The sequence below is a fragment of the Eupransor demetentiae genome, assembly GCF_963930865.1.
Classification (GTDB): Bacteria; Bacillota; Bacilli; order Lactobacillales; family Lactobacillaceae; genus Eupransor; species Eupransor demetentiae.
This window is the reverse complement of record NZ_CAWVOH010000002.1, coordinates 295,351-316,465: the sequence shown is the minus strand read 5'-3', so window position 1 is coordinate 316,465 and position 21,115 is coordinate 295,351. Positions and strand designations below refer to the sequence as shown.

Here is a 21,115-nt window from a genome sequence, read left to right as displayed (position 1 = left end):
TTACTTTAGTAGTTCTTCTAATTCATTCAAACGTTCTTCAAAGACTTGGAAGGCCTGATCCAGGTAGCCTCCTTGGTCCATGCGGACCCCGGCCTTAGCAATCACGTCCAATGGTGACGCCGAAGAACCAGCCTTCAAATAATTCTTGTAAGCTTCCGCACCATTTTGATTAAGAATTCGTTCGGACAAAGTCGTCGCAGCAGCTTCCCCAGTCGCGTATTGGTAAACATAGAAATCATAATAGAAGTGCGGAATACGACTCCATTCGTAGGCAATTTGTTGGTCGGCACTCAGATCCGGACCATAATACTTTTGGTTCAAATCACCATAGAATTCACTCATCTTTTCGGCGGTCAAAGGGCGGCCTGCAGCGTCTTCTTCGTGAATCCACTGCTCAAATTCAGCAAACTGACTTTGCCGGAAAACAGTGCCCTTGAAACCATCCAAATATTGGTTCAAAACATAGGCGCGGAACTTCGGATCATCATTTGTCTTCAAGAGATAATCCGTCAACAAACTCTCGTTGGTTGTCGAGGCAATTTCAGCCAAGAAAATTGGATAGTCCCCGTAGTGATAGGGTTGGTTGTGCCGGGTCAAGTAGGAATGCACCGTGTGCCCCATTTCATGAACCAGCGTGTAAACATTGTCCAGCGTATCCTGCCAGTTCAAGAGAATGTAAGGATTCGTGTCGTAGGCCCCACCTGAATAGGCCCCGGAACGCTTCCCTTTATTTTCGACAACGTCAATCCAACGCTCCGCGAAAGCTTTTTTGACAATGGCCAAGTAGTCTTCACCGAGGGGTGCCAAGGCCTTCAAGGCGATTTCTTGTGCTTCTTTGTAAGTAATCTTCTGGTCCAAATCCGGAACCAAAGGCACGTACAAGTCGTATGAATGCAATTCATCAAGCTTCAAAATACGCTTACGTAAGGCGACATACCGGTGCAATAAATCCATATGGTCATGCACGGAAGTTAGCAAGGTATCATAGACCTTTTCAGGAATTTGATTTGGTAGGACTGCCGCCTGACGAGCTGAATCATAGTGGCGTACCTTGGCCGTATAGTTATGCCCTTTGACGTTGGAAGAAAGCGTCGAAGCAAAGGTGTTCTTCAAGGACATGTAGGCCGCGTACAAGCTTTCAAATGCTTGTTGACGCAAATTACGTTGCTTGGACTGCAACAAAATCGAATAGAGACCATTGGTCAAAGGCACAATGTCGCCTTCCTCATTCATCACGTCACCCAGGTCAATGTCGGCGTTGTCCAAGGCACCAAAAGTCTGTTCTGACGCACTGAAAATATCGGAAGCACCCGCCAAAAGCGCCTCTTGTTCAGCCGGTAAGGTGTGCTTCTTTTTAGCCAAGATATCATCAAAGAAATGCTGATAATCCTTAAATAATGAATCTGCTAAGTAAGCCTTTAAGGTATCAGCGGGGATGGCCAAAATTTCAGGTTCAAAGAAGGCCGTTGCCGTTGAAACCTGTGCATACAAGGACTGGACGCGCATGTTATAAGCGGCATAGCGGTCATTAGTCGTATCTTGGTCAAATTTTTGATGGGCATAGACGTAGACCGTTTCAAACTGACGTTCCAGTGCTAAATCCGCTTGTAAAGCATCATAGAGCGCTTTTGCGGATTCGCCCACTTTGCCCTGGTACGCCGCAAGGTTGTCGGCTGCCTTTTGCGTGTCAGCGTAGGCCGCTTCCCAAGCCTCGTCATTTTTGAAAATGGTACTGAGATCCCAGGTTAGGTCCTCTGGGACGTTTTCACGAATAATCTGTTCCATAGAATCTTGGTGTAAAACACCGACCCCCTTTTGTCATTTATTTTTAATTTTAACACAAGAAACGGGACTATTTACGCCAGCTTGGTTGCCCTTTAATGTGAAAAACAGATGTTTCGTAGCTCAAGTAACCCCCCTTTAGCAGACTTTTAAGTAGTTCTTGCAGTTCAACACTTCCCCAAATTTCATAGTTCAAAAAAGTCGATTGGAACCGCATTTCAAATTCTTCCCAGCTAAAACTAGCACCAAGTCCCTTTTCTTCCAGCCACTCCAAGACCGTCAAACGAAAACGCCAATTCGGGACAGTTAACCCAAAATGTTGCCCTGATAAGGCCCAAGTGGGAAGCTGATTCAAACGGCAGCCCTTTTCATAAAGCTGACCGACTAGCCTTGCATCAAGACGGCCCTGCAGCAGCTGCTGTTCTAACTTGCTCGCTTGGTAATGCCAATTCACCTTTCCCGACTTTTTTGCCCGCAAACAGTAAAAAAGATTGGCTGAAAAAGCTTGTTCGAATTGAAGACCACGAAAATCAGCCTTCAAAAAATTACCCCGGTGCAAGATTTTTGACCAAGCAGGCTGCCAAAAACGTAACTGACTGTCATACAAAAAGGGCAAAATTGTCCGAGCGCGTAACTTTCGCTTCAAATAGGCCGGTCCCAAAATCCAAATAACCGGCAATCCCAGTTTTTGATAGCCCGCATTCCGCTCAGCCAAACGTTTAGCTGAAATCGGGCTGCATTGAAATTCAATCGCCCAATTCCCCCGCTTGCTTTGCAACAACAAATCTGGCCGCTGTCCGATCTCACCCAGGGAGGCTTCTAAAGTAACTTCCCCATACTGACGCAGCAATTTATATAAAAAAATCTTACCCGCTATATGATCCGCCGATTCACCTTCTGAAAAAGCAGCACAATCTGCCCCCTGCAAATGAGCGAAATGGGCCTGGTGAATAAGTCCCCGTTTCAAGATAACTTTTCCACGACAGCCGGGGCAAAAATATTCCTTTATCCCTTCGGCCCGGCGAGCACTGACATAGTGATTACCGCCATCCACTGCTAAAAACATAATAAAAAACCTCTAAGTCATCTTACGAGACCCAGAGGTTTTTTCTTTTAACTTAATACTTAATGCGACGCTGTACCCAGTTACTGAACCAAGTCAACAAAGTGATGACAATCAAGTAGATGGCCGCCACAATCGCCCAAACGCGGAATCCTTGTGAGTTACGAGCAACAATCAAGGTACCGGTCTGTGTCAATTCAAGGATACCGATGGCAGACAAGATTGACGTATCCTTCAAGGTAATGATGAACTGGTTGATGAAGGAAGGAATCATAATCTTGAGTCCTTGTGGAATCACGACCTTGCGCATGGCTGTCCCATAAGGCAAACCAAGACTGCGGGCCGCTTCCATTTGTCCTGAATCAACGGCTTCAAAACCACCGCGGACAAAGGCTCCTGTATAAGCCCCTTCATTCAAAATCAAAGTCAACAAACCGGCCGTGAAGGCAGGAATCTTCGTGCCGATAACACCAGGCAGTCCGATGTAGATGAAGAAGGCCAAAACCATCAATGGCAAACCACGGAAGGCGTAGATAATCGTCGTCGACGTTCCACGAATCCATTTGCTCTGGCTAATGCCCATAACACCTAGCAAAATTCCCCATAGGGAAGCCAAGATAATGGCCAAAACCGTCAAGACGATGGTTTCCCAAAGTCCCTTCATGAAGGCCGACTTGTTCGAACGGAGAATACCCCACATCGAGTTGTTATCCGCAGCATCACCAGTAAACTTAGACTGCTTTGAGTTCAAGTACTTGTTAATGATTTTATCGTATGTTCCATCCTTCTTGATGGAAGCGAAACCACGGTTAAAGGCCGCCAATAATTCGGCGTTGTGGCCCTTTTGAACGAAGAAACCAACACCACCGGCGTTACCCAAGTTATGTGGATTCATGACTTGGAGCTTCATGCCGTTCTTGATGGCATAGGCAATCACGGGATAATCTTCGAATGTAGCAGCGGAGTTGCCATTGGCAACATCGTTGTACATGGTATCCGTATCGTTGAAGTACTTAATCTTAAAGCCGTACTTCTTTTGCTGCTGCTTACCGTATTCGGCAGCCGCTGTTCCGGTCTTCAAAGCAACCGTCTTGCCCTTCAATTCCTTGAGGGACTTAATTGAAGAGCCCTTCTTAGTAATCCAGGCCACTCCAGACTGATAGTAAGGCGTCGAAACGTCGTAAACCTGCTTACGTTCGTCGTTAATCATCATTCCGGCGATGATACCGTCGGCCTGACCATTAGCAACCAACTGGGCAGCAGCGTTAAAGCTCATTGGCTTTAAGGTATAGGTGAAATGCTCGCGCTTGGCAACCTCTTTAAGGATGTCCATGTCGATTCCAATATACTCATTATTCTTATCTTGAAAATCAAAAGGTGCGTAAGTTGCATCCGTCGTAATAACGTAATTAGGCTCTGCAGCTTGGACAGGACGGGCCAGCAAGGCCAATCCCAAAGCAGCAAACAAAGCCAACATAATGGGTAGTATTTTCTTCTTAACCATTTCTCTTCCTCTCATAAAAAAAGGCGGCATCCGCCACCTTTTTGGTTGTTAAGCCTGCATCACCTTGCTCAAGAATTCTTGCAAACGTGCATTCTTAGGGGCATTAAAGATTTCTTCAGGCGTACCTGATTCTTGAATCTTACCAGATTCGAAGAAGACAACTCGGTCAGCAACCTGCTTAGCAAAGCCCATTTCGTGCGTCACGATAATCATCGTCATTCCTGACTTAGCCAAGTCCTTCATAACGTCCAAGACATCCCCAACCATTTCAGGATCGAGGGCTGAAGTTGGCTCGTCGAAGAGCATCACGTCAGGATCCATTGCCAAAGCACGGGCGATGGCAATACGCTGCTTTTGACCACCGGACAAAGAGTTGACGGAAACGTCGGCCTTGTCGGCCAAACCAACCGTCTCCAACAATTCGCGACCGCGCTTTTCAGCTTCCTGCTTGGTCATCTTGCCCAATTGAACGGGTGCCAAAGTAATGTTTTCAAGTACTGTGTAATTATTGAAGAGGTTGAAATTCTGGAAAACCATTCCGATATTTTCACGAACCTTATTAATATCGGTCTTCTTGTCCGAAATATTGTGACCATCCACCACGATGGTTCCGCTATTAGGAACTTCCAGTTGGTTGAGCATTCGAAGGAAAGTTGACTTTCCTGAACCAGAAGGGCCAATCATGACGACCACTTCATTTGCATCAACATCAAGGGAAATGTCACGAAGGACGTGGTTGCTACCGTATGACTTGTTGACCTTGTCAACATGTACTTTTACTTGCTTTTCTTCACTCATGCCTGTGTCCTTTTTCCAATCCAGTTACTAAACCAAGTTAGCACCGTAATTACAATTAAGTATACCATAGCTACCAGTGCCCACACGCGGAATCCTTGAGAATTTCGTGAAACAATCAGCGTTCCGGTCTGAGTCAATTCGACGATTCCGATGGCTGACAAAATCGAAGTATCCTTCAAAGTAATAATCAATTGGTTAACAAATGAAGGGATAACCAGCTTGATTCCCTGCGGCATAATGACCTTGCGCATGGCCTTATTGTGGCTCAAGCCCAGTGAACGGGCTGCTTCCATTTGGCCGTAATCAACGCTTTCAAAGCCACCGCGGACGAAGGCCCCGATATAGGCCCCTTCGTTAAGTACCAAGGTCACGATTCCAGCAATCAGTGCCGGAATCTTTGCTCCAATCACACCAGGCAAACCGATGTAGATAAAGAAGGCCAAAACCATCATTGGCAAACCACGGAAAGTATAGATAATAGTTGACGAAATCCAGCGGAACAAACGCCACTGGCTAACGCCCATCACACCGAGGATTAAACCCCAGAGACCAGCCAAGATAATACCAATCACCGTCAAGATGATGGTTTCCTTTAGGCCATCTAGGAAGGCAGCGCGGTTCGCCTTCAAAATGTTCCAAGTTGAATTCTGGTTACCAGTAAATTCGCTTGCAGAAGCATTCAAATACTTGTCGATAATCTTTTGGTAAGTACCGTCGGCCTTGATTTTAGCGAAACCACGGTTAAAGGCGGCCAGCAAGGCAGCATTTGACCCCTTCTTGACGGCGAAACCATATTCACCAGCCTGATATGGGTTCTTAGCGTTCATGACTTTCAGTTCCGTCCCATTTTTAATGGAGTAAAGCAAAACGGGCAGATCACCGAAAGTGGCAACCGAATTACCGTTAATCACGTCTCGGTAAAGCGTTTCGGAGTCATTGAAGTAGGTTACCTTAAAGCCGTACTTCTTTTGAATGGAAAGGGCGTAGTCTGCACCAGAAGTTCCGGTTTTAATCGCCACGGTCTTGCCACGCAAGTCTTCCAAAGACTTAATCTTGGAGCCCTTGGCAACTGCCCAGGCAATTCCCGAACGGTAATAAGGCGTTCCAAAATCAAAAACCGCCTTACGTTCTGGCGTAATGGACATTCCGGCAATGACACCATCGGCTTGGTCGGATGAAACCGACTGCGTGGCCGCATTAAAGGACATTGGCTTCAAAGTGTAAGTAAAACCTTCTGCCTTGGCAATTGCCTTCAAAATGTCTTGATCAATTCCCACGTACTGATTGTCTTGATTCGCAAAATCGAAGGGTGGATAAGTTCCATCGGTCGTAATCACGTAGTGGGGTTCGCTAGCGGCATCTGCTTTCTGGGCAAAAGTACCCAAAGAAAAAGCGGCCACTGCGAGGGTTAGCATTTTCAATATCTTCTTCATGCTTTCAATATAGCAGTCTGTCAAGTTAGCGAAGAAATTGTGTCAGCTTTTATGACACGAGTGGTCTAGAGCATTGCCAAGCGGGCTAGCGCATCGGCAAAGATTGCCTGGGCCCGGGGAATGTTAGCAACAATGACAAACTCGTTGGGCTGGTGGCTATTCATGGGTGCATCGGGGAACTGGCCACCAAATGCAACCCCGCGCTTGATGATTCGAGCGTAGGAACCACCTGACGCAATTTTGTACGTTTTTTCACTATTGGTATGGTCGGCATATACCTGTCCCAATGTTTTAACAATTTCATCATCGAGAGGAACAAAGTGCGCCGGGCTAACCTTATCAGGGTCATAACTTACCTTGGCATCATACTCGCCCAAGTTATCCTGCAAATCCTTAGCAACGCTGCTAATTTCAATTCCCTTTGGGAAGCGGAAACGCAAGTTAATGTCGCCACCTTTTTCTTCTTGATAGTGCACTTGAGAAAGATTAAGTACCAGGCCGCCCATGATGGGATCACGGTAATCGATGCCAAGATTTTGCGCTTCAAAATTCTCATGCAGGCGGTCGCCGATTAGTTGTAGAAACTTTTGGCTCTCCGTATCAAAAGCATAGTTCATTAGAAAATGTGCCAGGAAGGTCGCGGCATTCATCCCCTGGTCAGGGTAGGCGCCGTGAGCGGCGATACCATTCAACTTCAAGGTCACAACATTCCCATCTTTTTGCATGGTTCCATTGATGGCAACATACTGGCTGAGATAGGCCTGGTAAGCTGCTTCTAAGGTTGCCTCTTCATCATTAGCAACTTGTAGCTTAGCTAGTGCCTGACCTGGAACAACGTTATCGCGAATACCTGCATCAAAAGACAAAAGCCGCCAAGACCCTTGATTTTTAGCAGCCGGAACGTGGAGTTGCATCGTGACAACGCCCAGCTCACCGGGAACAACCGGAAAAGCGCCGTCTGGTGAAAAGGCCATTGTAGGCGCTTCGTTTTCCGCCAAATAGGCCCGCATATCGCGCCACTGACTTTCTTCATCCCCACCAACAATCAAATCAATTCGGCGGTTGGGCTGCAAGCCATCATCCGCTAATTGGCGAATGGCGTAATAAGAGGCCATGACATCCGCCTTCATATCGTGGGCACCGCGACCGTATAAGCGGCCGTTGATTTCCTTGGGCTCGAAGGCCCCCGTGACGGTCCAACCAGAACCGGCAGGAACAACGTCGGCGTGAACTAGAACACCAATCGTTTCTTTAGCATCTTCGGGGCCAAAAGAAATGACCGAAACCATTCCTTTTGCACAGCGGCGTACCCGAAAACCATCTTGGCGCGCCAAATCTTCCAAAAATGTCAGGGCCTGGTCAATGCCTTTCCCCAATGGGGTTTTCTCCGTAACAGTTTTTGGATCATATACGGAAGGAATGGCCAAATATTTTTTTAAATTAGTTAAAAGCTCCGGTTGGTAACTTTGTGCCTGTTTTAACCAACTATCTGCGTCCTTTTCCATCAGTCTATCTCCCCCGTTTTTAAATGTTAGCTTTGCTATAATTAAGCCCATGACAGCCTATATCACGCAAACAATTGAACCCTGGATGCCCGCCGGTGCCTTGAAAGCCAAGGATGACTATGCAAAAATCGCGGCAGCATCTAACTGGAAAATTTTACCATTAGAACGCTACAATGACCAAAGATTTGGCCAAGGAGTCCGCCAGGAAAAAATCCGGACCTGGACCAAGAACCTTTCTGCCGGTGACATTGTCCTGCACCAATTTCCCAGCTATATGAGCCAGGCCTTTGAAGAAGGCTTTAGTCAGTCACTTTCACAGGTCGGCGTGAAAAAGGCCCTCCTCATTCATGATTTAGAACCACTACGTTTAAAGAAAGAAAATCCCTGGGAATTCGCCTTACTTAAGCACTACGACTTAATCGTCGTTCATTCCCCAGCAATGGCAAATAAACTCCGTGAACATGGCATCGACAAGCCCTTCGTGGTGCAAGGACTCTTTGACTACCTTGGCCCCGTCCCAGCGGGAGCTGAGTATAGTAAGAAGATCAACTTCGCCGGCACCTTCCAAAAGTCACCCTGGCTGCAAGAATATGCTGGCCCTGAAATCACCCTCTTTGGTAGCAAACCCAAGAAGTGGCGGGATTTTGATTTTCCAGCCGATATCACTTGGCGGGGAAACTATGCTCCGGACGAAATCGCCTTTGAATTCAAGAGCGGCTTCGGCCTCCTTTGGGATAACGACTTTGATGATAAAAAGTATCAAAGCTATACCCGCTGGAATGCACCTCACAAGGCTTCGCTCTACCTCAAAGCTGGCCTGCCCCTAATCGCCTGGTCCCAATCCTATCTTGGGCAAGTGATTAAATCCCAGGGCATTGGTTTAACCATCGATGATTTAAGCCAGCTAAAGCGCGTTGCGGACGTGACCGTCCAGCAATATCAGGACTGGCAAACCAATTTACAGCCCTTGGCCGACAAAGTTAATGCAGGCCGCTATAGCCAAAAAGTTTTGACAGCAATAAAAAAGCAACTTTCCTAAGAAAGTTGCTTTTCTTTTTACATGGCCGAACCAAAAATCTTGGTTACGTTGGCTTGCACCTTGCCCATGTAGAGTTCTTGATCATTTTCTGACTGAGTGAAGTGTTCTTCATCAATCGTTTGCTTATCAGCATCCAAGGCATCGGCCATCATCTTGGTGGCCTTAGCGTATTCGTCATAGTTCTTAACCAATGACTTGTGAGCGCCTAGCCAGCGCACGGGTGCTTGCAAAGCCGCCAACTTCTTGGCGTTGTCTTCGTAGCAAGTCACTGCGTCATCGAATTCAGCCTTAATTTCCTTGAATTCAACGGAATCCATTTCGGAAAGCTTCTTTTCTTGGCGGGCGTCATCCAACTTCACGAAGTAAGGTGAAACGTGGTTGGCCTGGTCCTGCGTTGATTGCAAGACCGCTTGTAGTGATTGTACATAGTGTTGTAGTTGCTTAGGGTTAAATTTAGGCATCGCTATTATCCTTTATGAAAAATTACTCGTTGCACCAATTTTACCAGTTCCACGATGACAATAACAGAAATTCCAGCTACCAGAACCACGAACCACTGATATGGATCCAAGTTGGAAACGTGGAAGATTGGGTTCAATGGCTTGATTACTACAACGGCGGCCATCGCAATCAAGGAAACCAGCAAGCCCCAGTTAAAGAGTTTGTTAGCAAAAGCCTGACGGTTCAACATGGAGCCATAGACGGACTTCACGTTAATGGCGTTAAACATCTGCATCAAACCAAGGGTCATAAAGGCCATGGTCAAGGCATCCGCGTGAACCAACTCTTCCCCATGGTGATCTGGAAAGGCTAGCGCAAAGCCGTAAACGGAAAGGACAATCACAGCCTGCAGGATTCCCTGCCAGATGATAGCAGGCCCAACACCACCAGAAAGGAAGGATGCGGTACGGCCACGGGGCTTTTGTTGCATAATGCCCTTTTCAGCCGGTTCAACACCCAGCGCAATCGCTGGCAAGGTATCCGTTACCAAGTTAATCCAAAGAATCATAACCGGTGCCAAAATGTTCCAACCGAGCAAGGTCATGACAAAAATTGAAATCACTTCGGCCAAGTTTGAAGCGAGCAAGTACTGCAAGGACTTCTGGATGTTACGGAAGACCTTACGCCCTTCTTCAACAGCATGGACAATCGTCGCGAAATTATCATCGGCCAAGACCATGTCAGAAGCTCCCTTGGAAACTTCTGTTCCGGTGATTCCCATGGCAATTCCAATATCGGCAGTTTTCAAGGCAGGGGCATCATTAACGCCGTCGCCAGTCATGGCAACGACCTTACCGCGGTCCTGCCAAGCCTTGACAATTTTAACCTTGTGTTCTGGTGCCACACGGGCATAGACGGAATACTGCGTAACCCGGTCGGCAAATTCTTCTTCTGACATGGCATCCAAATCAGAACCGGAAATAACGGCCGTGTCCAAATCATTTTTATCCAAAATTCCTAGACGTTGGGCGATGGCAGCAGCCGTATCCCGGTGGTCACCCGTAATCATGATTGGGCGAATACCGGCGGACTTGGCTTCGGCAACCGCTTGGGCAACTTCGGGACGTTCTGGGTCAATCATGCCGACAAAACCGGCAAAGATCAAATCAGTTTCGACCTTTTCACTGGTCATTTCAGCAGGCTTTTTGTCAACCAACTTGTAGGCGAAGGCCAAAACACGTAGTGCTTGGCGCGCCAAATCACCGTTAATTTGGAGTAGGCGCTGACGCATTTCATCGTCCAAGGGCCGAACTTCGCCATTCATTTCAATCTGGGTGACCCGCTTCAACAATTCGTCGGGTGCTCCCTTGACCGTCACAAGATAACCCTGTGGTGCCGGGTTCAAAGTGGCCATCAACTTACGTTCAGAATCGAAAGGAATTTCGTCTTGACGAGGCATCTTAGCGAAAAGTTCATCCAAGTTACGACCGTGATTTTCGTTAAAGGCAATCAAAGCCGTTTCGGTTGGGTCGCCAACCAAACCTTCATCGGTGCGCTTCGTATCGTTGTTTAGGGCCATGATGTCGGCCAAACGAGCGGCTGTACCAGTTAATTCACTGGTGTTGGCGACGTCTTCGACTTGCCCATTAACTACCATCTTTTCGACGGTCATCTTATTTTGGGTCAAAGTACCGGTCTTATCGGAACCAATGATGTCCGTTGAACCGAGGGTTTCCACTGCGGGCAACTTACGCACCAAGGCGTGGCGGGCAGCCATTCGCGTGGTTCCCAAGGCCAAGGTAATGGTAACGATGGCGGGCAAACCTTCGGGGATGGCGGCAACGGCCAAGGAAATCGAAGTCAAAAGCATGTTCAAGAAGGATTCTTGATGGCGGATCATGCCGACCACGAAGGTCAAGGCGGCGATGCCAAGAATCAAGTAGGTCAAAATACGACCCAGTTGTGCCAAGTTTTCCTGCAATGGCGTCTTGGTTTCAGCCGTATTCGCCAAAGCGCCGGCGATATGACCAATCTCTGTATCCATTCCGGTGGCCACCACGACCCCGACGCCACGACCATAGGTCACGTTGGTGTTCATGAAGGCCAAGTTGGAGCGGTCGCCAAGTGGCAGGTCTTCGTCAGGCAAGGCGGCATCTTGTTTTTGAACCGGTACCGATTCACCGGTCAAAGAAGATTCTTCAATTTGCAAAGATGCTGATTCGAGTAAACGCAAATCAGCGGGCACAACATCACCGGCTTCCAAATAAACAATGTCACCGACCACTAAGTCAGGGGCCGAAACCTCTTGGTCACGGCCATCACGCATGACATTGGCGTTGGGCGTCGACATCTCTTGAAGGGCCTGAATGGCACCCTCTGCACGAGTTTCTTGGAAAACACCGAAGACGGCGTTGATAATCACGATGGCCAAAATAAAGATGGCATCCGTCAATTCGCCAGTAAAGGCGGCCACCACAGCGGCGACCAACAAGATGGCAATCATCAAGTCCTTAAACTGGTCGACAAATTTTTGCCAGATTGATGAAGTCTTAGCCGCTTGCAACTGGTTGGGACCGTTGGTTTCAAGACGATCTTGGACTTGGGCCTGACTCAAACCAGCTTCACGCGTCGTCGTCAAATTGGCAAGGACTTCCTGGCTGCTTTGCTTATAGAAAGGTTGTTCCAATGTATATTCTCCTTTATTTTTAGTAATTTCTGAAAAGAAAAAGACCCATATAAGCGCAGAAAATAGCCCTTATATGAGTCTCACTGTTTAATGCCAAACCGGCGCCCAAGCGCGATATAAAACATTGCTGTTTTGCTTTGACGATTTGGCCACGAACATTTCGTCAGTTACTCCCTCAGAAATTAACTTGTTGCAATTATTGTATCAGCTTTTTTTAAATCGGACAATTAATATTTTAAATCAGCCCTTAATGGGTTTGCTAAAAGCGATTACGATTCCCACGAGAAGTAGCAGGCAGGCCAAGCCAACATATATAGCAAAGACAAGCGGCCAGGAATGGAAATGGTCAACCAGAATACCGGAAAGCAACGGCCCTGTCCCCGCCAACAAATAGCCGATTGACTGGGCCGTTCCAGACAGTTCAGCGGTTTGTTCATAGGAGGATGTTTTCTGCTGAAAAAAGACAATACTCAAGCTAAAGGCTGAAACCGTTGTCATCCCCAGCAAAATGGCACAAAAGAGGTTGAGTCCAAAATTTTGCGATGAAATAATTAGACTAAGCGTTCCAAGCATCATCCCCAAGCCAATCACAATCGTCAGCGCAAGAGTCCCCTGCTTCGTTCGCGCTACGAAAGGAATTAACATCGTCATCGGAATGCCCACCAAGACGAAGAAGGTCATCAGCAAGCCCGCTAGCGTAGTTGAGAAACGGACATGTACCCAGTAGCTCGGTAACCAAGCAATTAGGGAATAGGCTAAGAGTGACTGAATCCCAAAATAAAGCGTAACCAACCAAGTCAACTTGGCGCCCTTAACCGAATATTTTTGCGCAGTCTGCCGACTAATCGTCTTTTCGACTTCCTTTGCAGGCAGTTTGATCGAAAAGCGGGTCCACAAAAGTAAAGCGAACAAACTAAAAGAAGATAGCACCAGGATTGCAGCACTATAACCGGTCTTTTGAAAGAGGGGCACAATCCCACCCGTCCCGATAGCAGCAAAAACACTCATGGTTGTGAGGTATAGGCCCGTTATCAGGGTTGCTTTATTAGCAAAGTATTCTTGAATGATACTGGGCAAAAGGACATTGCCGCCCGAAATCCCAATTCCAACGGTGATGGTCCCAATAAAGAGGGCCCAGACATTTGGAATCGAACGAAGAAAACTCCCCAGAGCCAAAATGATTAGGGCATAAAACAAGACTTTAACATTGCCAAGGCGAACACCCCAGGAAGCCACTAGTGGTGACAGCAAGGCAAACATCAACAAAGGAATCGTCGTCAACAAGCCATTGACACTCGTTGCTAAGCCAAAGAGATGGTCAATTTCCGGCAAAAATGGCGGTACCATCGTAATTGGTAGACGCAAATTCGCTCCGATGAGCAAAATGCCGAAGATTCCAATTAAATATTCTTTTTTTCTCAAAGTGCTTTCCCCCAGATAGTAACGTTTCCCAATTCTAACAGAAGAAGTCCTCAATAAGCGATCATTTACTCATTAAAAAATCATATTTCTCTTGACAGACGCTTTCTTGCCTTGTAGGATAGAGTCAAATATTAAACAAGTTGAGCAGAAAAGTAATCTTCAAGCAAAGCTGAGAGAGAAAGTGGTTGGTGCAAGCTTTCGTGAGGGCGAAGATGAAAATGATCTGTGATTGGCAGCTGTGATTCGGTTTACCGTTAGCAGTTGACGAATTGGCCGTCGTTACCCGGCACACCATTCGGCTAGGATCATCTCCCGTGGCCCGATGGTTAGTGAGCAGTTTCTGAGCAATCAGGGATAAAAACCTCAGAATGGTAACGCGATTGTCGCTTCTGTATCCTTAATTTAGGGTTGGGAGCGACTTTTTTTGTTGCCAAAAAACAAAGGAGAGACTTATGAGTCGCAAAAGTAAAATTAATTTGGGTATCTTCGCCCTCGTCATGATTGTCGCTGCCTATTTTTCTTTCTTCAATCACCCACAGTCTAACAACAAGACGGTGACCATCGGTGTCATGGCCGGTGATAAGAATGAAGATCAAATTTGGGCCCAGACCATCAAAACCGCTAAGGAAAAGTATGGAATTACCCTTAAGACGGTCAAGTTCAACGATTATTCACAGCCTAACAAGGCTCTGGCCAACCACGACATCGATTTGAACGCCTTCCAAAACTACCCATTCTTGGAAAACTGGAACAAGGCCAACCACGGCGACATCGTTTCGATTGGTGACACTTGGACGACGCCATTACGTCTGTACTCCAACAAGTACCAAAACAAGGACGACTTCTCGGACGGTGACCAAATCGCTATTCCAAACGATGTGACCAACGAAAACCGTGCCCTTCACCTGCTTGCCGCAGCTGGTTTGATCAAGTTGAAGGACACCAACAAGGCCACGACTAAGGATATTACGGACAACCCTAAGAACTTGGTTATCAAGCCCGTTGATGCTTCCCAGACCCCAACTTCCTTGTCAGATGCTTCTTTCGCTGGTGCGGTCATCAACACCAACTTCGCCAAGTCAGCCAAGATTGATTTCAACTCAGCCATCTACGTTGAAGGTTTGAACAAGGACACCACCCAGTTCTTTAACTTCATTGCCGCTAACAAAAAGGACAAGGATAACGAGAACTACAAGAAGGTGGTTAAGGCCCTTCAAACTGAAAAGACCAAGGAACTGGTTAACAAATACTACAAGGGTGCTGAAATCACCGTTTGGGATTACAAGAAATAAACTCTCTTCTATAGAAAGGTAAAAGTCATGAGCGAAACAATTATTTCACTAAAAAATATTGATGTTTCCTTCGTCCAAAAGCAGCGCACCATTAATGCCGTCCAAGACGTTTCCTTGGATGTTAATGCTGGCGATGTTTACGGAATCGTAGGATACTCTGGAGCCGGAAAGTCAACTTTAGTTCGTACCATCAATTTGTTGCAGGAACCAACCAAGGGTTCTGTTGTGGTAGACGGCAAGACTTTCTTTAACAAGGGTGAAGGCAGCACAAAGCGTATTGGCAAGGGTCAATTGCGCCAGGAACGCCGCAAGATTGGAATGATTTTCCAGCATTTCAATCTTTTGAACGAACGTACCGTTGCTGAAAACGTTGCCTTTGCTTTGGAACATTCCCCTCTTAAGGAAAAGGAACGTGACGCAAAGGTTAAGGAATTGCTTGCCTTGGTTGAATTATCTGACCGTGCTGAGCAGTATCCAAGTCAACTTTCCGGTGGACAAAAGCAGCGTGTCGCCATCGCCCGTGCCTTGGCCAACGATCCTAAGATTTTGATTTCAGATGAAGCCACTTCTGCCTTGGATCCTAAAACAACCAACCAGATTTTGGAGCTTTTGAAGAAGTTGAACCAGGAATACGGTTTGACCATTCTCTTGATTACCCATGAAATGGAAGCCGTGAAGGCCATCGCCAACAAGGTCGCCGTTATGCAAGATGGTCAGATTATCGAACGCGGTTCTTTGCTCGATATCTTCGCCAACCCAAAGGAAACGTTGACCCAGGAATTTATCGAAACGACCACCAACCTGAACCAGACCATCAAGGTCATTTCCGAGCAGCCGTTCGTACAGCAATTGTTGCCAAACGAAATCTTTGCCCGCTTGGATTACACGGGTAAGAGTACCAACAAGGCTTTGATTGCAAGCATTTACCGTGAGTATCAAGTACAGGCCAACATCTTGTATGGAAACATCGAAGTCCTTCAAGGAAACGAAGTTGGTTCCCTCTTGGTTGTCTTGTCTGGTCCTGCTGGTAACTTGCAGGATGCCATTGCTGACCTTGTTCAGCAAGGTGTCGGCGTCGAGATTTTGAAAGGAGCGAAAGCCCTATGAGTACATGGATTAATCAAACTTTTCCCAACGTTATTTATCAAGGTTGGACTGGTGACACTGGTTGGTGGACAGCCATTACCCAAACGATTTTCATGACCTTCTGGTCCGCCTTCTTCGGTGGTATCCTGGGTTTGATCTTTGGAATCGCCCTTGTGGTGACTAGCCCCCGCGGTATCACGCCTAACCGTACTTTGTACTGGATTACCGACAAGATTGTTTCAATCTTTCGTGCCGTACCTTTCATTATCTTGCTGGCCTTCATTGCGCCCTTTACCAAGCTGATTGTGGGTACGCAAATCGGTACCACTGCCGCCCTCGTGCCACTTTCACTAGGTGTTTTCCCCTTCTACGCTCGTCAAATCCAAGTGGCTTTGACTGAAGTGGATGGTGGTATCGTTGAAGCTGCCCAAGCAGTCGGAGCTTCATTTTGGGACATCGTCTTCGGTGTTTACTTCCGTGAAGGCCGCTCAGAAATCATCCGTGTTTCCACGGTTACTTTGATTTCATTAATTGGATTAACTGCCATGGCCGGTGCCATCGGTGCCGGAGGTCTTGGTAACATGGCCATCGCCTATGGTTACAATCGTTTCGCAACCGACACAACTTTGGTCGCCACTTTCCTCGTACTTGTCTTCGTTTTGATTGTGCAAGTTGTTGGTGATTGGTTGGCAAAGCGTTACAATCATAAGTAAAAAAAGCCCTTCGGGGCTTTTTATTGAAGAAAGGATTTATTCATGAAAATTTTAGTTATTGGCGCCACTGGTATGACCGGTTCAACCTTTGTTCGCGAAGCCTTAGCTCAAGGTGACGAAATTACTGCCAACAGCCCTTCCCAAGAACATTTGGACGACTTGAAGAAGTACTTCAAGGACATTGACACCTTGGCCCAAGACGCCTTTACCTTAACGCGTGAACAATTGCAGCAGTACGACGCCGTTATCGATGCTTTTGCAACAGCACCCGAAAAGGCTTATCTGCACGTTGACTTGGCCACGCATTTGGTTGCCCAACTACGTGACAGCGAAAAGCCCCGTCTAGTCTTTGTTTTAGGCGCTGGTTCCCTTGTGACTGGCAAGGACAAACACCTGGTCGTCGATGATATTGCAGCTGATCCAAACAACAAGCCTTGGTTAGCAATCCCTGAAAACCAGTTGGCAGAATTGGAATTCTTGCGCACTGTTAAAAACGTCAACTGGCTTGGTATCTCCCCTTCATTGGATTACCACACCGGCCCCGCCAGTGAAAAGCCTGTGATTGGCAAGGATGAATTGATTACCAAAGATGGTAAGCCGGCCTTGACGTCGACTAGTACCTTGGTTTTGGCCATCTTGAAGGAATTAAAGAAGCCTCAATACCACCAAGAACGTTTTACCATCGCCAATGGATAATAAAAAGCCGCTCAGCTGAGCGGCTTTTTTAACGCATTAATTTAAATTCAAAACGATCGCCAACGTAGTAAGAACGGACGTATTCAAAAGGCTGGTCATTTTGATCATAAGAGACCTGACGAACCGAAAGAATGGCGTCCCCACGCTTAATCTGCAAGAAGTCGGCCTGGCGTTCGGTGGCCAATGAAGCCGTCACCGTTTGCTCAGCGTGACCGGGCTGAATGCCCGCCTTAATCAGGGTGGCATAGAGTGAATCCGTTAGCTCCGAACGGGTAAAGTTATTGACTAACTTTACGGGCAAAGTCGTCTGCTCGAGCAAAATGGGTTCATCATCACCTAACCGCAAACGCTCCATGACAAGCACTTCGTCGTCTGCCTTAAGCTTTAGCCGACCCATTTCGGACGCTGATGGCATCGTAATTTTATAAGAAACGGTAATTGACTGCGGTGTTCTGCCCGCCTGTTTCATCAGTTCCGTAAAGCTGGTCACGCCCAGTGCACGTTCAGAAACCTTCTTCTCGGCAACATAGGTTCCGGAACCAACTTTACGTTCCAAAATTCCTTCATCAACCAAGGTTTGGATGGCCTGACGCAAGGTCATACGGGAAACATGAAAGGTCTCGGCCAAATCACGTTCTGCCGGCAAACGGTTATTCGTCTGCCATTCACCCGCAGCAATTCGTTCACGTATTTCATTATGGATTTCAATGTAACGTGGTATACCCATAGCAACCTCCTCCACTTATTGATTCAAGTCTAATTATATGGGGTCTACTAATACTGGCCTCTATGGCCTATTATAATTGGCCTAGTCCCTTTTATCAAATAAAATCAAGTTATCGTCGGATAGAAAAGTTGAATTTACCCTTGCAAAAGCGGCCAAAATTCGGTAATATAATTCAAGTAATTGCCCCTTGGCCAAGCGGTAAGGCGACGGCTTCTGGTGCCGTTATGCGCTGGTTCGAATCCAGCAGGGGCAATCTCAAGGGCGACATCTGCGGATGTCGCCTTTTGTGTTATCATAGTTCCAATCTACGAAAGCAGGTATCTATGAATATCCGACCACTGGAGAAAAAGGATCTTCCCCACATTTATCAGCAACGTAACTCCCGTTCCGTGATGGCGCTATGGTTCGAAGAACCCTATACGTCATTTGACGAACTCAGTATTTTGTACGACCGCCACGTCCTTGACCAAGCCGAACGTCGCTTCGTGATTGAAGTCGACGACCAATTTGCCGGTGTGGTCGAATTGATGGACATTAACACGATTCATCGCCACGCTGAAATTCAAATTATCATTCATCCTGATTTTCAGGGCCAAGGCTTGGCACAAAAAGGCATGCTGGCTGGCCTAGAATACGCCTTCTCCGTCCTAAACCTTCACAAGATTTACTTGATTGTTGACGTGGACAATGCAGCCGCCGTTCATATTTATAAGAAGATTGGCTTCCAAGAGGAAGGCTGCCTCAAACAACATTATTTTGCTGAAGGCAAGTATCACGATTCTTACATGATGGGTCTCTTCGCTAATGACTTTAAGAAATGAAAAAGAGCTTGAACGTTATCCGTTCAAGCTCTTTATTTTACAAAAGTAATATTACTGTAATAATAAGAAAAGCTGGTTAGAAACCCAACCAACTCCTCAAATAAACATTCGTAAAACGGTTTAGATGTGGGTACCTGAACCATTATACCAATCCATGAAACCTTTGAAGAACATAAGTTCATCCCCTTCCTACGTAACGCTTATACATGTATTATACATTACTTTGTCTTATTTGTCACACTTTTGCAACAATTAGTTAACATTCTGTAATCTAAGCTTAAATAGATTTTATCATTCTAAGGGTATAAGTGAATAAAAGCCTTAATTACTATATTAAAAAATTTGAAGAAAGCGTTCTTAATATGAAAACAGACGCCCGATATCAACAAAGTGATGCCCGCATTCAAAATGAATTCTTGAAGCTTGTCAAAACGGTTGGTTTTGATCACATTACCGTTAGCCAAATTGTTAAAGCAGCAGAAATCAACCGTTCAACTTTCTACGCCCATTACATCGATAAAGAAGATTTGATGGAGAAGATGCAGTTGGCGACGATTGAAGAAGTGCTATCCGACCTGCCCAAGCTCAGTTACGAAAATCTCCAAAATGCCAGTGTCATTCGACAACGAATCATTGGCTTATGCGAAGGACTTTATCAGCGACGCGATATCTTTCAACTCTTTATCGGTCCAAAATCAGATGGTAAATTCGGTTTTCGTCTAACGAATCGTGCTCAAAAAGAATTTCAAAACAACCAACTTGATCAACGAATTACGATTCCAGCAGAGTACGTCAACGCCATGACCGGAAGTACCGTCATTAATCTCATGGTGACCTGGATGCAACGTAATTTTAAAGAAACACCAGAAGAATTTTCAGAAATTGTTGGTCAAATCGCGCCCGGAATTTTCAAAAACTTACTGAACATGTAAATACCCAACACTTATCGGATATTGATGGTTGTTTACTTTTCTATGCCCTTTAAAATAAGACTTGTTAAAAATAAAGGAGCAGAGAAATGAAATCATCATACAAATTCATTTTGACGCTGGTTGTTGGTTTGACAGTTATCTTGGGAATCATGATGACTGCCTTCTCACTTCCAGCCGTTAATTCGGGCGTTCATAACGTCCCAATCGGTGTCGTAACCGAAGACAAAGCCACTTATGATAAGTTGGCTAAGCCTCTTGAAGATAAGGGCTTCAAGGTTACTCATTACAAGCACAACAACAGCATGAAGGATGACGTCACTGATCGTAAGATATACGGTGCCATTGCCCTTTCAAAGACTGGTGACGTTACCATTTATGAAGCTTCAGCAGCTTCAACTGCTGTTGCACAAGCTTTGACTCAAATCGGTCAAGGAATGGTTACGCAACAAAAGGCCGCTGCTAAGGCTCAAATCGCACCAATGATGGAAAAGGCACAGGATGTCCAGACCATTAAGATGATGCAGGCTAAGCTAAACGCTATCGATGCTAAGCAGGCCAAGATTGTTGATTTGAAGTCCTTCCCTAAGGCTGACCCTAAGGGAGCTGGTCTTGCAGCCGGTGCCCTACCAATCGCCTTGGGTGGTTGGATTGGTGCAGTTGCCATCGCCAACATGGTTAAGGGCAAGCGCGAAAAGTTAGCTGCCATCCTTGCCTTCGCCGTAATCGGTGGACTTGGCTTGGTTGCCGTTATCCAGTTCGTTGTAGGTACCTTCGACGGCAACTACTTCATTACTTCCCTATGTGCCATGCTTGGTATTGCTGCCACTGGTTTCTTCGTTCTCGGACTTTTGGAAGTCATTGGTAATGCTGGACTTGGTATCGCCGCAGTGATGTTGATTCTACTTGGAAACCCTCTTTCCGGACTATCTTCAGCACCTGAAATGTTGCCTTCTGGTTGGGGTGCCTTCGGACAACTCCTTCCACCTGGTGCAACTGGTACTTTGCTACGTAACATCGTCTTCTTCGATGGTCACGCCACGGCAATGCCTATCACAGTCCTTGCTGCCTACGTTATTATCGGTGGTGGCCTCTACTACTTCGGTAAGCGTTCAAAGATCTAAAATCAACTTGAAAGCACTCTTCGGAGTGCTTTTTTGCTTGGTCTGATTTATTCT

General features: G+C 46.4%; 18 protein-coding genes and 1 tRNA gene. 9 read left to right on the top strand and 10 right to left on the bottom strand.

Annotation, left to right across the window (positions count from 1 at the left end; all coding sequences use genetic code 11):
• From pepF to pepV, 6 genes are all read right to left on the bottom strand, one after another.
• Complete coding sequence (gene pepF / locus ABSY64_RS05950) at positions 1 to 1,785, bottom strand: oligoendopeptidase F (protein ID WP_349642164.1); 1,785 nt, start codon at positions 1,783 to 1,785, stop codon at positions 1 to 3.
• 67 nt (positions 1,786 to 1,852) lie between these two features.
• Entirely contained in the window at positions 1,853 to 2,848 is a 996-nt protein-coding gene (locus ABSY64_RS05945) for a competence protein CoiA (protein ID WP_349642163.1), read from the bottom strand.
• A gap of 52 nt (positions 2,849 to 2,900) precedes the next feature.
• A complete protein-coding gene (locus ABSY64_RS05940) occupies positions 2,901 to 4,322 on the bottom strand; it encodes an ABC transporter substrate-binding protein/permease (RefSeq protein WP_349642221.1) in 1,422 nt (473 codons plus the stop codon).
• A gap of 75 nt (positions 4,323 to 4,397) precedes the next feature.
• Entirely contained in the window at positions 4,398 to 5,147 is a 750-nt protein-coding gene (locus ABSY64_RS05935; protein ID WP_349642162.1) for an amino acid ABC transporter ATP-binding protein, read from the bottom strand.
• Complete coding sequence (locus ABSY64_RS05930; RefSeq protein ID WP_349642161.1) at positions 5,144 to 6,580, bottom strand: ABC transporter substrate-binding protein/permease; 1,437 nt, start codon at positions 6,578 to 6,580, stop codon at positions 5,144 to 5,146. The genes ABSY64_RS05935 and ABSY64_RS05930 overlap by 4 nt, the downstream gene beginning before the upstream one ends.
• 65 nt (positions 6,581 to 6,645) lie before the next feature.
• Positions 6,646 to 8,085 (bottom strand): dipeptidase PepV, encoded by a 1,440-nt coding sequence (pepV, locus tag ABSY64_RS05925; RefSeq protein ID WP_349642160.1) that lies wholly within the window; start codon positions 8,083 to 8,085, stop codon positions 6,646 to 6,648.
• A gap of 49 nt (positions 8,086 to 8,134) precedes the next feature.
• Between pepV and ABSY64_RS05920 the strand changes: the two genes are divergently transcribed.
• Positions 8,135 to 9,124: a sugar transferase gene (locus ABSY64_RS05920; protein ID WP_349642159.1), complete on the top strand. Its 990-nt coding sequence runs from the start codon at positions 8,135 to 8,137 to the stop codon at positions 9,122 to 9,124.
• A 17-nt stretch (positions 9,125 to 9,141) separates the two neighbouring features.
• On the opposite strand, the gene ABSY64_RS05915 is transcribed toward ABSY64_RS05920, so the two are convergent.
• The 3 genes from ABSY64_RS05915 to ABSY64_RS05905 all read right to left on the bottom strand — a co-directional run bounded on the left by ABSY64_RS05915 (position 9,142) and on the right by ABSY64_RS05905 (position 13,673).
• On the bottom strand, positions 9,142 to 9,585 hold the full coding sequence (locus tag ABSY64_RS05915; protein WP_349642158.1) for a chemotaxis protein: 444 nt from the start codon (positions 9,583 to 9,585) through the stop codon (positions 9,142 to 9,144).
• A 5-nt stretch (positions 9,586 to 9,590) separates the two neighbouring features.
• On the bottom strand, positions 9,591 to 12,251 hold the full coding sequence (locus ABSY64_RS05910) for a calcium-translocating P-type ATPase, PMCA-type (RefSeq protein ID WP_349642157.1): 2,661 nt from the start codon (positions 12,249 to 12,251) through the stop codon (positions 9,591 to 9,593).
• A 240-nt stretch (positions 12,252 to 12,491) separates the two neighbouring features.
• Entirely contained in the window at positions 12,492 to 13,673 is a 1,182-nt protein-coding gene (locus ABSY64_RS05905) for an MFS transporter (RefSeq protein ID WP_349642156.1), read from the bottom strand.
• A 452-nt stretch (positions 13,674 to 14,125) separates the two neighbouring features.
• Between ABSY64_RS05905 and ABSY64_RS05900 the strand changes: the two genes are divergently transcribed.
• Genes ABSY64_RS05900 through ABSY64_RS05885 form a run of 4 tightly spaced genes read left to right on the top strand, consistent with a single transcriptional unit; the run spans position 14,126 to position 17,460 of the window.
• Entirely contained in the window at positions 14,126 to 14,965 is an 840-nt protein-coding gene (locus ABSY64_RS05900; RefSeq protein WP_349642155.1) for a MetQ/NlpA family ABC transporter substrate-binding protein, read from the top strand.
• A 27-nt stretch (positions 14,966 to 14,992) separates the two neighbouring features.
• Positions 14,993 to 16,072, top strand: a complete 1,080-nt coding sequence (locus ABSY64_RS05895) for a methionine ABC transporter ATP-binding protein (protein ID WP_349642154.1) — start codon at positions 14,993 to 14,995, stop codon at positions 16,070 to 16,072.
• Positions 16,069 to 16,764: a methionine ABC transporter permease gene (locus tag ABSY64_RS05890; protein WP_349642153.1), complete on the top strand. Its 696-nt coding sequence runs from the start codon at positions 16,069 to 16,071 to the stop codon at positions 16,762 to 16,764. The genes ABSY64_RS05895 and ABSY64_RS05890 overlap by 4 nt, the downstream gene beginning before the upstream one ends.
• A 42-nt stretch (positions 16,765 to 16,806) precedes the next feature.
• Positions 16,807 to 17,460 carry an NAD(P)-dependent oxidoreductase gene (locus tag ABSY64_RS05885; RefSeq protein WP_349642152.1) on the top strand — a complete coding sequence of 218 codons (654 nt, stop codon included), beginning with the start codon at positions 16,807 to 16,809 and terminating at the stop codon, positions 17,458 to 17,460.
• A gap of 28 nt (positions 17,461 to 17,488) precedes the next feature.
• Here ABSY64_RS05885 and ABSY64_RS05880 read toward each other — a convergent pair whose 3' ends face one another.
• The gene (locus tag ABSY64_RS05880) at positions 17,489 to 18,187 is read right to left on the bottom strand and encodes a GntR family transcriptional regulator (protein WP_349642151.1); all 699 of its coding nucleotides are present in this window, start codon (positions 18,185 to 18,187) and stop codon (positions 17,489 to 17,491) included.
• Between the two features lie 181 nt (positions 18,188 to 18,368).
• On the opposite strand from ABSY64_RS05880, the gene ABSY64_RS05875 reads away from it, so the two are divergent.
• From ABSY64_RS05875 to ABSY64_RS05860, 4 genes are all read left to right on the top strand, one after another.
• Positions 18,369 to 18,440 (top strand) — tRNA-Gln (locus ABSY64_RS05875).
• Between the two features lie 70 nt (positions 18,441 to 18,510).
• Entirely contained in the window at positions 18,511 to 19,008 is a 498-nt protein-coding gene (locus ABSY64_RS05870; protein WP_349642150.1) for a GNAT family N-acetyltransferase, read from the top strand.
• 362 nt (positions 19,009 to 19,370) lie between these two features.
• A complete protein-coding gene (locus ABSY64_RS05865) occupies positions 19,371 to 19,940 on the top strand; it encodes a TetR/AcrR family transcriptional regulator (RefSeq protein ID WP_349642149.1) in 570 nt (189 codons plus the stop codon).
• Between the two features lie 86 nt (positions 19,941 to 20,026).
• Positions 20,027 to 21,061: an ABC transporter permease gene (locus tag ABSY64_RS05860; RefSeq protein ID WP_349642148.1), complete on the top strand. Its 1,035-nt coding sequence runs from the start codon at positions 20,027 to 20,029 to the stop codon at positions 21,059 to 21,061.
• Positions 21,062 to 21,115: the final 54 nt, after the last annotated feature.